Here is a 14934-nt window from a genome sequence, read left to right on the forward strand (position 1 = left end):
GCTGTCCGGCACTGCACACGGACTGCCCATCGGCTGCGAAAGGAATGCGATGACATCCACCACCCCCCGTCGGCTGGCCCTTTGGGCAGGTTGGACCGCGGCCGTGGCCGCCGTGCTGCTGACCGGCCTGCAGCCGGTGGCGGCGCAGCCCGTGAAGCTGGGCGAGGGCACCTACTTCCTGGCGCCCAAGGCGGGCGACAAGGCGGTGCCGCAGGCGCCGTTCCGCACCGATGCCATGTTGCAGCGTGCCGCGCCCACCAGCCAGTGGTACTCGACGCTGGCCTTCAATCCCAAGCCCGAAGCCATCTTTGTGCAGCCGATCACCGTGAAGGCCACGCCGGCGGGTCTGGAGTTCGCGCTGCCGTCGAAGGAGGCCGTCACCAGCGTGCGGCAGGACGTCGAGATCCGCTACCCGCACCGCGATCCGCTGCTGATCACTCCGCTGGCCTTCGAGCCCGGCACTGCCAAGCTGGCGAATGCCGACGACTGGTCGATCGACATCTCGATGGCCCGCGGCACCGACGACATGACCACGACGGTCGCCCGTGGCCATCCCTATGCGTCGATCCGCGTCACCCGCGGCGATCTGCGGGTGCGCCTGCCCGCCGCCGGCCAGCGCCTGCATGCCGACGCCGATGCCCGTGCGCTGGCGCTGAAGGTGGGCAGCAAGACCTATGCGCTGTTCGGCCCCACCGGCGTCAAATGGGAGTCGGCCTCGCCCACCGAGTGGGTGGCGCGCATGCCGGCCAATGCCGGCTACCTGTCGGTGGCTGCATTGCCCGACGACCAGGCCGGGACACTGGCGCTGTTCGCCCGCCACGCCTATGCCTTCATCAAGCAGACGCGGGTGGCTTGGCGCTATGACGAGGCGGCCAGCCAGGTGCAGACCACCTTCACCGCCACAACCCAGGTGATGGAAGGGCCCGACAACGGGCCGCTGCTGGGCCTGTATCCGCACCAGTGGTTCCGCAATGCGTCGGTCGAGGGCAAGCTGGGCCCGGCTTTCGACACCGTGCGCGGCCAGTTGCGCCTGCTCGCCGCGCCGCAGTTCACCACCACGCTGCGCTACAACGGCTTCGTGCCGCACTGGCCGGCGGTGGCCGGGTCGCCACGCCTGCCGGAGCTGAAGGAGCTGATGGACCGCGATTTCGGCACCGCCGGCCGCGAGCTGCAGCGCATCGGCAAGAGCGCCTACTGGGCCGGCAAGGGCCTGCAGCGCACGATGCGGCTGGCCGAGCTGTTCGAGCAGCAGGGCGACACCGCCCGCCGCGACCGCCTGCTGGAGATGCTGAAGAAGCGCGCCGAGGAATGGCTGGGCGGCAACAGCGACCGCGGCTATGTGCAGGTCGACAAGGCCATGGGCGTGGTGTCGATCTACCCGGACGAGTTCTTCGCCGTGGCCGAGATCAACGACCACCATTTCTGGTACGGCTACTTCATCCGCACCGCCGCCGAGGTGGCGCTGCGTGACCCCGCCTGGATCGCCAAGGACCGCTGGGGCGGGATGATCGACCTGCTGATCGCCGACATCGCCACCACCGAGCGCGGCCGCGCCGATGCACCGTTCCTGCGCAACTGGGATGCCTACGAAGGCCACACCTGGGCCAATGGCATCGGCGTGGGTGAGTTCGGCAACAACAACGAGTCGTCGTCCGAGTCGATCAACGCCTGGGCCGGGCTGATCCTGTGGGGCGAGGTGACCGGCAACAAGGCACTGCGCGACCTCGGCATCTACCTCTACACCAACGAGATCGAATCGATCAACCACTACTGGTTCAACATCCATGGCCTGGTCTTCGCGCCCGAGTACAAGAACGCCGAGGTCAGCCTGGTCTTTGGCGGCATGTACCGCCACGACACCTGGTGGATCGACGACCCGCGGCAGATCAAGGGCATCAACCTGCTGCCGCTGACCGCGGCCCACACCTACCTGGGCCGCGATCCGGCCTTCGTCAAGCGCAGCCTGGCCACCTTGCCGGCCGAGACCGAGCTGTGGAACCGCATCGCCAAGAAGCCGAATCCGCCGCCGCCCAAGGACATCTGGCAGGACATCTTCGCCAAGTACCTGGCGCTGGCCGATCCGTCCGAGGCGCTCAAGACCTGGGACCGCTGGGGCTCGGTGGAGGCGGGCGATTCCCGCAGCCACACGCTGAACTTCATGCTCAGCCTGGAGGCCATGGGCACGCCCGACTTCGGCACCACCGCCGACACCCCGCTGCATGCGGTGTTCAAGCGCGCCGACGGTCGCCGCACCTACCTGGCCTTCAACGCCCGCACCACGCCGCTGGAGGTGCGCTTCAGCGACGGCCAGCGCCTGACCGTGGCGCCGGGCCAGCTGGGGCGCACGACATCGCCCTGAGCAACATGGCCACCATTGGCAGGCCCATCTACGGGAAAGCGAGAACGCGGATGCACTTGTCAACCATGCGCCAAGGTCTCGATACTCCTGAAAGCGCTTTCACAATCTTCACGGCACCACGCCACCGAGCCTGACGGCTCCGCCACCACAGGACAGCTCGCCATGACCACCCGACACTTCCGTCACACCCTGGCCGCCACGGCCGCGGCGCTGTGCGCCCTCACGCTGGCCGGTTGCGGCGGCGGCAACGGCGAGCCGCCGCCCCAGACCGGCGGCAACGTCGTGACCCCGGCCGCACCGGTGGTGACGATCACCAACAACATCAGCGGTGAGACGGCGACGGGGACGATCACCTTCACCTTCTCCTTCAACCGCGATGTCGGCACCTCGTTCACCGCCGACGACATCACCGTCACTGGCGGCACCAAGGGTGCGTTCACCCGCACCAGCAGCACCAGCGCCACGCTGGAGGTGGTGCCTGCGGCCGGCGGTACCGGCACGGTGACGGTCAGCGTGGCCGCCGGCGCAGTGACCGACGCCGTGGGCACGGCCAATGCGGCAGCCACGGCCAGCAAGGCCTTCAACACCGTGGCGCCGCCGCCGGCCACCGGCACGGTGGAGCTGGCCAATTTCGACACCGTGACGCCAGCCGTGGTGGCGGGCTTCGAAGGCGCCGAAGGCAGTGCCATCGAGACCGGCCCGGCAGGCGGTGGCACGGGCCGCAGCTTCAAGGTGCTGCGCTCCGGCGGCCAGCCCTACGCGCTGGGCATCATCGAGACCGCGGTGCCGATCACCGCCACCCGGCGCACTTTGACGGCACAGGTGTACTCGCCGACCGCTGGCATCCGGATGGTGATCAAGGTCGAAAACGCGGCCAACCCCGGCATCAACAGCGGCGAGGTGGAAGCCAACGAGGCCGTGGTGGCGGGCTGGCAGACCCTCACCTGGACCTTCAGCGGCGCCGACCCCGCCCAGAGCTACGGCAAGATCGTCCTGCTGCCCAACCTGGGCACGGTGGATGCGGCGCCGGGCAAGGCCTACTACTTCGACGCCCTCACGCTGAGCGAGGCTGCCCCGGCGCCGACCACCGGCACGGTGTTGGCCAACTTCGACGATGTGTCGCCGACGGCTGCAGTCGGCTTCGAGGGCGCGGAAGGCAGCGCTGTCGAGACCGGTCCCGCGGGCGGCGGCTCGGGCCGCAGCTTCAAGGTGCTGCGCTCGGGCGGCCAGCCTTACGCGCTGGGCATCATCGAGACCGCATTGCCCATCACCGCCACACGGCGCACCATCTCGGCGCAGGTCTTTTCGCCGACGGCCGGCATCCGGATGGTGATCAAGCTGGAAAACGCGGCCAACCCCGGCATCAACACCGGCGAAGTGGAAGCCAACGAAGCCGTGGTGGCCGGCTGGCAAACCCTCACCTGGACCTTCACCGGCGCCGACCCCGCCCAGAGCTACGGCAAGATCGTGCTGCTGCCCAACCTGGGCACGGTGGACGCGGCGCCCGGCAAGGCCTACTACTTCGACACCATCACCTTGCTGGCGGCCGCCGGCGGCGGTGGCAGTGGCGGCAGCGGCGGTGGCAGCAGTGGCCCCTTGACCTTCTCCACCGGCTTCGCGGGCAGCAACCGCACCGTCGAGGGCGGCGAGTTCGGCGGCTTCAGTGGCAGCAACCTGGACAACTTCGGCTGCGGTGCGCCTGCCAGCTGCGGCTCGGGTGGCGAGTTCACGCCGGCGCAGACGGCGGCCAACAGCTTCTTCTTCTACTACTACCAGACGCCGACACCCGCCACCGATCTGTACATGGGCATCTACGTGCAGGCGCCCGGCGTGGTGGGCGGCTTCAGCCCCACGGCCGACACCGCCGGCGTGCAGGTGGGATCGCAGACCACGCTGCGGTTCAAGCTGGGCCAGAACATCGAGTGGTTCAACAGCGGCACCAACAACTTCATGATCGTGATGGACCTGGGCAAGCGCTACACCGTGGGTGGCAACGCCTGCCGGCTGCAGCTGCGCCGGGTGGTCACGCCCACGGCGCAGCCCGCCACCGACTACGCCATCCCGCTCAGCTCGTTCGCCCTGGTGCAGGATTGCGCCGGTGCGGTGACCAGCGTGGCCCAGGCGCTGGCCGCCTCGCCGATCTCGCAGATCGCCTTCCAGGGCGTGGGCGGCGGCATCGCGCTGTCGGACGGCAGCCGCACCAGCGGCGCGAACCGCAGCGTGGCGGTGGGCGGGGTCTACCCCACCACGGTGGTGCTGCAGGGCGGCATCACGATCGACTGATGCATCCGGCCGGGGCTGCGGCCCCGGTGCACCGCAACTTGCGCCGCCTGCAGCCCCGTGCTGCAGGCGGCGCGGCCGTTTCGGGCGGCCACTGGCGGGCTGCCCGCGCGGCTAGGCGGCGGGCAGGGCGATGTCGGCCTCGATGGCCAGCACGCCGTCCAGGTCGCAGGTCAGGTCGGGGCAGGGCTGCCAGCCCGCCGCCGTCCGCACCCGCAGCTGCGTGGCCCCGCCGGCCTGGTAGCGCACAGGGATGCCGCGCCAGCTGAACTGCAGCGGCGTGCCTGGCGGCAGTTCCGTGGCGTCCAGCAGCACCGGCTGCAGGCGCAGCCGGCCGGCCTGCATGCGCAGGCCCAGTTCACCCCAGCGGGTCAGCACCTCTTCCTTGACCTGGCCGGTCATGCCCGGCTGCTGGGCGCCGCCTTCGCCGGGCGTGTGGCTGTACGGGTCGGCCGGGAAAGCGCCGTAGGCCGCGGCCGTCTTGCGGTAGCCCAGGCCGTCGCGCACGCGGCGGTAGTGGGCCTGCAGGGCCGGCAGCGCCGGGTGCTGCGCATCGGCGGCGGCGAACACCTGCTCCTGCACCGCCAGCAGCAGCTTGGCCACCATGTGCCAGTAGATGCAGCCCAGCCCCTCGTAGCCGAACATGGTGCCTGAGCGGCCGGTGAACTGGTGGTGCTGCAGCACCCGCTCGTAGGCCACGGCCAGCGGCGCCAGGGCCGGGCCCAGATCGGCACCGGCTGTTTCCAGGTCGTCGCGGTTGGCCAGCTGCGGCGCGAAGCGCACCGTGCCGTCGCGCTGCTGCTGCAGCAGATCGGTGCGGCCGTCGCCCAGCAGCTGCTGCACCAGTGGCAGCGCCAGGGCGTCGGCATCCAGCTGGTTGCGCTGCAGGAAGCCGGGCAGCGGCCGGTCGGGGTAAAGCAGGAAACTGTGCCGCCGCGGGCAGTACAGCGGGCTGGCGAAGAGCGCATCCAGCAGTGCCGCCGCCTCCGCGGGACCGAGCAGACCCGATGACAGCAGTGCCACCTGGCCTTCGAGCATCGGATACAGCGTCGACACCTCGGCGCCTCCGCCGCGCAGATCGACGAGGTTGTAGCTGTGGAACAGGCCATCCGGCCGGCGGGCGCGCTGCAGCGTGGCATCGACCAGCGGCAGCAGGGCCTGCGCCAGATCGGTCAGCAGGCCGGCGGGTGCCACGGCGCGCTGGCCGGCCGGGTAGCGGCCTTCCGAGCCCGCATAGCCGCTGGCGCGCCAGGGGTCGAGCAGGCGGCCTGCACCGTCCAGGAACTGGCGTCGGGCCAGTGCATCGTCGGCAGCCGATGGCGGCGTCTGCCGCAGCAACGCCAACAGCCCCTGCAGCGCTTCCAAGGTGGCCGGTGACAGCGCGAAGGCCTCGGTCGCAGCCGGCAGCGCCAGCAGGAAGCACAACAGCCGCCGCAGGTGCGCCAGCGTCACCACCGACAGGCCGTTGCCCACCAGCGCGTTGTTGGCGTCGTTCCACTCCGGCCGCTGGGTGTGCAGCCACAGCCCGCCGCCTGGTACCAGGCTGCCGGCCTTGGCCAGCACGATGATCGCCAGCTTCTCCGCCAGCGTGGCCAGCACCGGCTCGCCCTGGGCATCGCAGACCAGCAGGCCGTCGCTTCCGAGCGTGGCCGCCCGGGCATGCGCGCGCTGGTCGGCGGCCGTGTCGAAGGTGATCGTGTGCTTGGGCTGGGCGGTCTGCGCGTCATGCGGCTTCAGCCGGTAGGGCACGTCGGCAAAGCTGAACAGCGCCCGGTTCCACAGCTGCGGCAGCAGGGCCGGGTCGTGTGCCTGGGCGGCTTCCAGCAGGCGCAGCAGGTAGACCACCTGGTGGTCGCCCCAGTAGCCGATGTGGCTCCAGGGGTTGTCGGCCTCGGGCCGCTCCCAGTCGATGCCCGCGCGGCTGATGCGGTAGGGGTTGTAGCCGTCCGCTGTCATCGCACACAGGAACGTGGCGATCATCGACCCGGCATAGGCCGGGCAGCTGGGCAGCAGCGCCTCCCAGTTCTGGAAGATGTCGCGCCAGTTGCCTTCGTAGCTGACCACGCGGTGCCCGGCGGCGTCTCGCACCCGGATGGCGAACTTGTTCCACGGTCGGCTGGGGTCGCCGTGCCGGCGGCTGAAGGTCAGCGGCAGGTAGCCCAGCACCAGGCGTTCGGCCTGCGGGCCGGCGGCGCGGGCAATGGCCAGCGCGGCGCTGCGCTCCAGCGTGGCCGGTTCACCGGCCAGCGCCGGCTGCAGCAGGGCGGCCACTGCCTGGTTGCGCTGCTGCAGGAAGGCCAGCAGGTCGTCGCGGTCGAAGCGGGTGCCATCGACGAACACGCCGCCGCGCATGATGTTGAACAGCACGTTGGCGCGGTGGTGCGCCGCGGCCATGGTGTCGGCCGAGGTCTGCAGGCCATCAGCGCGGGCCAGCAGTTCGTCCAGTCCGGCATCGTTGGTGGCCAGCGCCTGAGCGATCTCGGCCGGCGTGCCGCCACCGCCTTGCAGCCACTGCGCCAGCGCAAAGGCCTCGACCTGGCTTTTCGGGCCGTCCAGCACCTGGTGCCACTGCAGGGGCAGCTGGTCGGCCTGCACGTCGAAGCGGGTCAGCCAGGCACCGCGTCGGCCGCGGGTCAGGGTCTCTTCGGCCACCTGGCCGGTCTGGCAGAAGGCCTCCACCTGCTGCGCCGACAGCAGGCTGCGGGCGCCCGCCGGCAGGCCGCTGTGCCAGGCGGCCAGGGCATGGAAGCTCTCCTTGGGTTCGGCACGGTCCCAGATCTGGGCATACAGCGTGAACAGGCCCAGGCGGCCGTCGGCGGCCAGCTCGTTCCACTTGTAGGCGTCGGTCAGGCTGCTCATCGTGGCTGCATGCAGCACGCCGACACCGGGCGGCACCAGGTTCAGCAGACCATCCAGCACCTGCAGGCGTGGCGGCTGGCTGCCTGCACCGCCCAGCCACTGCAGCCTTGCGGTGCGCACCAGGCCCAGGCTGGCCGCACCGGCCCATTCCTGCTCGAAGGCCAGCTGGCCGTCGGCATGCACCTCCCGCAGTCGGATGCGTGTGCCCGACAGGTTCTTCCACACCGAGCGCATGCCGCCGCCACCGGCCAGCCGCGGCGCGAACGGCTGCCACAGCGTGGCTGCGTCGCCATCGCCGACGCGGATCCAGGTGCGCGGGCCGGTGTGCTCCCAGCGCAGGTGGATGCGGTCCACCGTCTCGTAGGGCAGGAAGGCGCCTTCGGCATCCCGCCGGCCCGCGGTGAGCGAGCCGTTGCTGGAGAGGAACGCCCAGAGATCGCTGTCGCCGGCCAGCGTCATGAAGAACGGCGGCGCGCTGTCGGGGTGGTCGATGCGGTACCAGGTCTGGCCGTCGGCTTCTATGAAAGCGCCTGTCAAGACGGGCGGAGTGGGGCCGGTGTGGTGCATGCGGCAACCTGTGCAAGGTGGGAGACGTCAGGCCGCCAAGGCGGCGGCGGTGCAGGCGCGTGACTGTACCTTTGCGCCTGGGCCGCAGCCGTTGAGCAAGAAGCGCGCCCTGCGCCTCAGGGGTGCAGATTTGACGCCACCAGGATGCGCGAGACCATGTTGTACGCGGCGATCACGCCGATGGTCTCGAACATCGCCTGGTCGCTGCCCAGCGCGGCGCGGGCGCAGGCGAAGGTGGCCTCGCTCACCTGCACCTGGCGGGTCATCTCCACCACCAGGGCCAGCACCGCCTGCTGGGTGGCGTCGAACACCGGATCGGCGGCCACGCCGGGCTCGGCGCCCAGGCGGTGCAGGGCGGCCAGCTGCGCCTCGGTGGCGCCGGCGGCCAGGTACAGCGGCGCGTGGTGGTGCATCTCGAAGTCGGCGCCATTGAGCGCGGCCACGCCGCACATCGCCAACTCCTTCAGCAGTGGCGGCACGCTCAGCGCGGTGCGCACCCGGCCCATGAACTCGTTCCAGCCGAGCGCGAAGGCCGGGCTGTGCAGAAGCAGCCGGTCCAGGTCGATCAGGTCGCCGCCGCGCCGCTGGCGGATGGCGGCCACCAGGTCGGGCGGGCCCACCTGGGCGTCGGTCAACAGGGGCAGGCGGGTGGTCATGGCGGTCTCCGGGTGGGGTGTCAAGTCGGCGGATTCTGGCGCCGGGCCGCGCGCTGCCGTGCCGCCTGCGCGTCAGCCGCCCGGGTGGTATGGTGCGCTGCAACACCAGGAGAAGCCGCGATGAGCGACGCCCCCGATGCGGCCGCGGCACCGGAGCCACCGCCTGCAGCACGCCCGCCGATCGACTCGCTGCTGCTGGCGGCCACGCGCATCGCCACCTTCGAGCACCAGCGCGGCCTGACCAATGCCAGCGGCTTCTTCTTCGAGCGCGATGGCCGGCTCTACCTGGTCACCAGCCGGCATGTGCTGATCGACAAGCCGAGCAAGCACTTTCCCAACCGCATCGAGATCGAGGTCCACACCCGCGCCGACGACCTGGCGAAGTCGGTGCGCATCTCGCTGCTGCTGTACGAGGACGGCCAGAGCTGCTGGCGCCAGGGCACCGATGGCAGTGGCGAGATCGATGTGGCCATGCTGGAGCTGGACCGCGACGCGCTGCCGCCGTCGGCGCTGCTGTACGCCTTCACGCCGGACCACCTGCAGCACCTGGACGATCCGGTGGAGGTGGGCAGTTCGGCGCTGATCGTCGGCTTCCCGCTGGGCTTCCATGACACCCTGCACCACCTGCCGGTGGTGCGGCAGTCGGTCATCGCCTCGGCCTTCGGCCTGCGCTTCCAGGGTCTGGGCTACTTCCTGACCGATGCCCGCACCCACCGCGGCACCAGCGGCGCACCGGTGGTGCGGCGTGACCTGCAGGCCGCGCCCGATGCGCCGCTGCCCTGGAAGCTGCTGGGCGTGCATTCCGCCCGGCTCGACATGGCGGGCCGCGACCTGGTGCAGGACGAGAGCCTGGGCCTGAACTGCGCCTGGTACGCCAACATGCTGATGACGCTCAGCGAGGCTTGAACCCGGGCGCCAGAAGTGACGCGGCGCCGGCTGACACAGTCAACCGGCGCCGGTGGAGGGGACGGAGGCCGTCAGGCGCCTTGTGCGACGTCCTGCGTGGCCAGCGGCTTGATGTTCTGGGCCAGGTTGCCCTTGGGGCCTTGCACCAGTTCGAAGCTGACCTTGCTGCCCTGCTTCAGGGTGCGGAAACCTTCCATCTCGATGGCCGAGAAGTGCGCGAACACATCCGGCCCGCCTTCCTCCGGCTCGATGAACCCGAAGCCCTTGGCGTCATTGAACCATTTCACCGTTCCGACAAACATCGTGTACTCCCGCGCCTCCCCATGGAGCGGGGAGTGGAAGGATTCTGCGAAGCCACGGAAATGAGCGTCAAGGCGGAGAACTGGACCAGCGATGGTCATGTTTCCCCTACAGCGCACCGGTTCAACCCCTGCCGCAGGCGGGCCGGCGGGCAGCGGCCCATCTGCCTGGATCACACGGTGCTTTTCACGCCTTGCAACGGCAGGATTGGGCGCAATATCCCACCCAGCACCTTGGCGAACAGCCGCAATGCATAGAATGAACCATGCCATCCGAAGACCCACCGTCGCCACCGCCAAAACCTCCGGCCCAGCCGCGCCGCGGCGACAGTGGCGCGGTCGTGGTCGAGCGCAAGACGGCGCGGACCAAGCCGCCGCAGATGTACCAGGTGGTCCTGCTCAACGACGACTACACCCCGATGGAGTTCGTGGTGATGGTGTTGCAGCAGTATTTCCGGCGTGACCTCGAATCGGCCACGCTGATCATGTTGAAGATCCACCACGAAGGACGTGGCGTCTGCGGTGTCTACACCAAGGACGTGGCGGCCACCAAGGTCGAACTCGTACTCGCCGCGGCCCGCCGCGCCGGGCATCCGCTGCAGTGCATTATGGAGGCCGCATGATTGCGCAAGAACTGGAAGTCAGCCTGCACATGGCGTTCGTCGAGGCGCGCCAGCAGCGCCATGAGTTCATCACCGTCGAGCACCTGCTGCTCGCGCTGCTGGACAATCCTTCCGCGGCCGAGGTGTTGAAGGCCTGCGCCGCCAACATCGACGACCTGCGCAAGAGCCTCACCACCTTCATCAAGGAAAACACGCCCACCGTCGGCGGCACCGAGGAGGTGGACACCCAGCCCACGCTCGGCTTCCAGCGGGTGATCCAGCGCGCCATCATGCATGTGCAGAGCACCGGCAGCGGCAAGAAGGAAGTGACCGGCGCCAACGTGCTGGTGGCGATCTTCGGCGAGAAGGATTCCCACGCGGTGTACTACCTGCACCAGCAGGGCGTGACCCGCCTGGACGTGGTGAACTTCATTGCCCATGGCATCAAGAAGAGCGAGCCGCCCGAGGCCCAGAAGGGCAGTGGCGGCAGCGAGCCGGGCAGTGGCGAGAACGCCGAGAAGGAAGAAGCCGGCGACAGCAGCAAGGGCTCGCCGCTGGACCAGTTCACCCAGAACCTGAACCAGCAGGCCAAGGACGGCAAGATCGATCCGCTGATCGGCCGCGACCACGAGGTCGAGCGCGTCATCCAGATCCTGTGCCGCCGCCGCAAGAACAACCCGCTGCTGGTCGGCGAGGCCGGCGTGGGCAAGACGGCGATCGCCGAGGGCCTGGCCTGGCGCATCACACAGGGCGATGTGCCCGAGGTGCTGGCCGCGTCCACCGTCTATTCGCTGGACATGGGCGCCTTGCTGGCCGGCACCAAGTACCGCGGCGACTTCGAGCAGCGCCTGAAGGGTGTGCTCAAGCAGCTGAAGGACCAGCCCAGCGCGGTCCTGTTCATCGACGAGATCCACACCCTGATCGGTGCCGGTGCGGCCTCGGGCGGCACGCTGGATGCGTCCAACCTGCTGAAGCCGGCGCTGTCCAACGGCACGATGAAGTGCATCGGTGCCACCACCTTCACCGAGTACCGCGGCATCTTCGAGAAGGACGCGGCGCTGTCGCGGCGCTTCCAGAAGGTCGACGTGGTCGAGCCCTCGGTCGAGCAGACGGTGGAGATTCTGAAGGGCCTGAAGAGCCGCTTCGAGGACCACCACAACGTGAAGTACGCGCTGGGCGCGCTGCAGGCGGCAGCCGAGCTGTCGGCCAAGTTCATCAACGACCGCCACCTGCCCGACAAGGCGATCGACGTGATCGACGAGGCCGGTGCCGCGCAGCGCATCCTGCCCAAGAGCAAGCAGAAGAAGACCATCACCCGCAACGAGGTGGAAGAGATCGTCGCCAAGATCGCGCGCATCCCGCCCGCCTCGGTCAGTAACGACGACCGCGGCAAGCTCAAGAGCCTGGACCGCGACCTGAAGAGCGTGGTGTTCGGGCAGGATCCGGCCATCGATGCATTGGCCGCCGCCATCAAGATGGCGCGCTCCGGCCTCGGCAAGCCCGACAAGCCGATCGGCAGCTTCCTGTTTTCCGGCCCCACCGGCGTCGGCAAGACCGAGGTCGCCAAGCAGCTGGCCTTCATCCTGGGCATCGAGCTGATCCGCTTCGACATGTCGGAGTACATGGAGCGCCATGCAGTGAGCCGGCTGATCGGCGCGCCTCCGGGCTATGTCGGCTTCGACCAGGGCGGCCTGCTGACCGAGGCCGTCACCAAGAAGCCGCACTGCGTGCTGCTGCTCGACGAGATCGAGAAGGCCCACCCGGACGTCTACAACGTGCTGCTGCAGGTGATGGACCATGGCAGCCTGACCGACAACAACGGGCGCAAGGCCGACTTCCGCAACGTCATCATCATCATGACGACCAATGCGGGCGCCGAGACGATGAACAAGTCGACCATCGGCTTCACCACGGCGCGCGAGCAGGGCGACGAGATGGCCGACATCAAGCGCATGTTCACGCCCGAGTTCCGCAACCGGCTGGACGCCACCGTCAGCTTCCGCGCGCTGGACGAGAGCATCATCCTGCGCGTGGTTGACAAGTTCCTGCTGCAGCTGGAAAGCCAGCTCGGCGAGAAGAAGGTGGAAGTCACCTTCACCGACGCGCTGCGCAAGATGCTGGCCAAGAAGGGCTTCGATCCGCTGATGGGTGCCCGCCCGATGCAGCGCCTGATCCAGGACACCATCCGCCGCGCCCTGGCCGATGAGCTGCTGTTCGGCCGCCTGGTCGATGGCGGCCGCCTGACGGTCGATGTGGATGCCGACGGCCAGGTGCAGTTGGACATCCAGCCGCCCAAGAAGAGCGACAAGCCCAAGACCGAGCCGACGCCGGCCTGATCAACCTGCGGCGAAGGCCGCAGGATCCTGGCAGTAGTAGCGCGCCAGCAACCCGTACAGATCGGGGTGCTCGGCGCGCAACTCTTTGGGGTTGACGAAGAAGGTCTCGCTGGCCACGGCAAAGAATTCCTCGGGGCCCTGCGCACCGTAGGGGTCGAGCAGGGTGTCGTAGCCGCAGACCACCTGTTCGCCGTGCCGGTCGTAGGCCGGCATCAGCACGTCCAGCCAGTCGCGCCGGGCCTGGGCCGAGGGCAGCGGCGGCACGCCATCGGCGGCGCCGTCGCCCATGTCCAGCACATGGGCGAACTCATGGATCACCACGTTGTAGCCCGATGCGGCGGTCTCGCCGGCGTCGGCCACGTCGCGCCAGCTCAGCATCACCGGGCCGCCGTCCATGGCCTCGCCGGCCAGCACCTCGTCGTAGGCATGCACCACGCCGTGGTCGTCGGTCACCTCGCGGCGGGCGACCACCTCGTCGGGGTGCACCACGATGCCGACGAAGCCGGCGTATGGCGCCAGCCCGAAGCGCAGCACCGGCAGCACCGCCTGCGCGGCGATGCACACCGCCATCGCATCGTCGACCACCAGGCCGTCGGTGCCGGTAAATTCCTTCTGGTCGAGGAACAGGCTGGCCAGGCGGCGCAGCTCGGCCAGATCGGCGTCGCTGCGCTGTGCCAAGAAGGGCAGGCGGGCCAGGGTCAGCTGCCACAGCGCGTCGGGGATGGCGCGGCGCGCGAGCACCTTCGCTTCGCGCCGGGCCTGCCAGCGCTGCAGCAGGGCCTTCATGCCGCCAGGTCCAGGGGCTGCAGGCCAGCCGCCGTCAGCCGCAGGGCCTGGGCGCGCGGCGTGCCGTGGTCAAAGTCCCAGTCACCCAGCACATGGCGGGTGCGGCCACCGGGCAGGGCATGGCTGGCGGGTCGGTGGGTGTGGCCGTGGATCATCGTGGTGCAGCCCGCAGCGGCCAGCCATTGCGCTGCTGCGGCGTCGTCCACATCGCTCCACTGCGCTGGATCCATGCCGGCCTGGTGGGCGGCGCTGGCGTCGCGCATCGCCCGGGCCTGTCGCTCGCGCTCGGCCAGCGGCTGGGCCAGGAAGGCCTGCTGCCACGCCGGGCTGCGCACCTGCTGGCGGAACTGCTGGTAGGCGGTGTCGGCCAGGCACAGCGCGTCGCCGTGGGTCAGCAGCCAGCGCTGGCCGAAGGCCTGCAGCACGGTCGGGTCTGCCAGCAGTTGCATGCCGGTGGTGGAGAGCAGATCGGCACCGACAAGGAAGTCGCGGTTGCCGGGCAGGAAGGCGATCGCCCGCTGCCGGCTGGCGGCGCGCAGCACGGCCACGCCATCGGCCGCAAAACCGCCGGCCGCGCTGTCGTCGCCGATCCACACCTCGAACAGGTCGCCGAGGATCAGCACCGCATCGGCCGGCGTGCCCAGCAGGTGGTCCCGCCAGGCGGCGAAGGTGCGTGGCATGTCGGCGTGCAGGTGCACGTCCGACAGCAGGTCGATGCAGCGCCAGGCCGGATCGGCCAGCAGATGGCCAAAGCCTGGCGTGCTGGCGCTCACTGCAAGGTCAGGCGACTTCGACGGCCTTGAGGATCACCACGTCCTCGACCGGCACGTCGCCATGGCCGCCCTTGTTGCCGGTGGCCACGCGCTCGATCTTGTCGACCACGTCGGTGCCCTCGACCACCTTGCCGAAGACCGCATAACCCCAGCCCTGCGGGCTTTCGCTGCGGAAGTTGAGGAAGTCGTTGTCGGTGCCGTTGATGAAGAACTGCGCCGTGGCCGAGTGCGGCGCGCTGGTGCGGGCCATGGCCAGGGTGTAGCGGTCGTTCTTCAGGCCGTTGTGGGCTTCGTTCTGGATCTCGGCGCCGGTGGGCTTCTGCTTCATGCCGGGCTCGAAGCCGCCGCCCTGGATCATGAAGCCCTTGATCACGCGGTGGAAGATGGTGCCGTCGTAGTGGCCCTTGTTCACGTAGCCGAGGAAGTTGGCGACGGTGGCCGGCGCCTTGGCGTCGTCCAGTTCGATGCGCAGGGTGCCTGCGCTGGTGGTCATCTCGACGAACTTGCTCAT

At 69.4% G+C, this 14934-nt stretch carries 11 protein-coding genes; 5 read left to right on the top strand and 6 right to left on the bottom strand.

Translation table 11 applies throughout. The annotated features are described in order from the left end of the window. Nucleotides 1–103 precede the first annotated feature (103 nt). Nucleotides 104–2359 carry a glycosyl hydrolase gene (locus FFT10_RS07930; RefSeq protein ID WP_137732258.1) on the top strand — a complete coding sequence of 752 codons (2256 nt, stop codon included), beginning with the start codon at nt 104–106 and terminating at the stop codon, nt 2357–2359. 162 nt (nt 2360–2521) lie between these two features. Next, nucleotides 2522–4642, top strand: coding sequence for an Ig-like domain-containing protein (locus tag FFT10_RS07935; RefSeq protein ID WP_137732259.1), 2121 nt, complete (start codon nt 2522–2524; stop codon nt 4640–4642). Nucleotides 4643–4753: 111 nt separating this feature from the next. Here the strand turns inward: FFT10_RS07935 and FFT10_RS07940 are convergent, their stop codons facing one another. Beyond that, entirely contained in the window at nt 4754–8035 is a 3282-nt protein-coding gene (locus FFT10_RS07940) for a GH149 family glycoside hydrolase (protein WP_137732260.1), read from the bottom strand. A 146-nt stretch (nt 8036–8181) separates the two neighbouring features. Then, nucleotides 8182–8721: a carboxymuconolactone decarboxylase family protein gene (locus FFT10_RS07945; RefSeq protein ID WP_137732261.1), complete on the bottom strand. Its 540-nt coding sequence runs from the start codon at nt 8719–8721 to the stop codon at nt 8182–8184. A 120-nt stretch (nt 8722–8841) separates the two neighbouring features. On the opposite strand from FFT10_RS07945, the gene FFT10_RS07950 reads away from it, so the two are divergent. Further along, nucleotides 8842–9627 carry a S1 family peptidase gene (locus tag FFT10_RS07950; RefSeq protein WP_137732262.1) on the top strand — a complete coding sequence of 262 codons (786 nt, stop codon included), beginning with the start codon at nt 8842–8844 and terminating at the stop codon, nt 9625–9627. Between the two features lie 71 nt (nt 9628–9698). Here FFT10_RS07950 and FFT10_RS07955 read toward each other — a convergent pair whose 3' ends face one another. Then, the gene (locus FFT10_RS07955) at nt 9699–9929 is read right to left on the bottom strand and encodes a cold-shock protein (RefSeq protein WP_137732263.1); all 231 of its coding nucleotides are present in this window, start codon (nt 9927–9929) and stop codon (nt 9699–9701) included. 263 nt (nt 9930–10192) lie between these two features. Here FFT10_RS07955 and clpS point away from each other — a divergent pair, with 263 nt between their 5' ends. After that, a complete protein-coding gene (gene clpS / locus FFT10_RS07960) occupies nt 10193–10549 on the top strand; it encodes an ATP-dependent Clp protease adapter ClpS (protein WP_137732264.1) in 357 nt (118 codons plus the stop codon). Beyond that, nucleotides 10546–12864 carry an ATP-dependent Clp protease ATP-binding subunit ClpA gene (gene clpA / locus FFT10_RS07965; protein WP_137732265.1) on the top strand — a complete coding sequence of 773 codons (2319 nt, stop codon included), beginning with the start codon at nt 10546–10548 and terminating at the stop codon, nt 12862–12864. The genes clpS and clpA overlap by 4 nt, the downstream gene beginning before the upstream one ends. Here the strand turns inward: clpA and FFT10_RS07970 are convergent, their stop codons facing one another. The 3 genes from FFT10_RS07970 to FFT10_RS07980 are packed head-to-tail and all read right to left on the bottom strand — an operon-like array spanning nt 12865 to nt 14934. Next, nucleotides 12865–13650 (bottom strand): M90 family metallopeptidase, encoded by a 786-nt coding sequence (locus FFT10_RS07970; RefSeq protein WP_137732266.1) that lies wholly within the window; start codon nt 13648–13650, stop codon nt 12865–12867. After that, the gene (locus tag FFT10_RS07975; protein WP_137732267.1) at nt 13647–14423 is read right to left on the bottom strand and encodes a UDP-2,3-diacylglucosamine diphosphatase; all 777 of its coding nucleotides are present in this window, start codon (nt 14421–14423) and stop codon (nt 13647–13649) included. Before FFT10_RS07975 ends, FFT10_RS07970 begins: the two co-directional genes overlap by 4 nt. Nucleotides 14424–14430: 7 nt before the next feature. After that, nucleotides 14431–14934, bottom strand: a complete 504-nt coding sequence (locus FFT10_RS07980; RefSeq protein WP_137732268.1) for a peptidylprolyl isomerase — start codon at nt 14932–14934, stop codon at nt 14431–14433.

It is taken from the genome of Pseudaquabacterium pictum, from assembly GCF_005403045.1.
Lineage (GTDB): Bacteria > Pseudomonadota > Gammaproteobacteria > Burkholderiales > Burkholderiaceae_C > Pseudaquabacterium > Pseudaquabacterium pictum.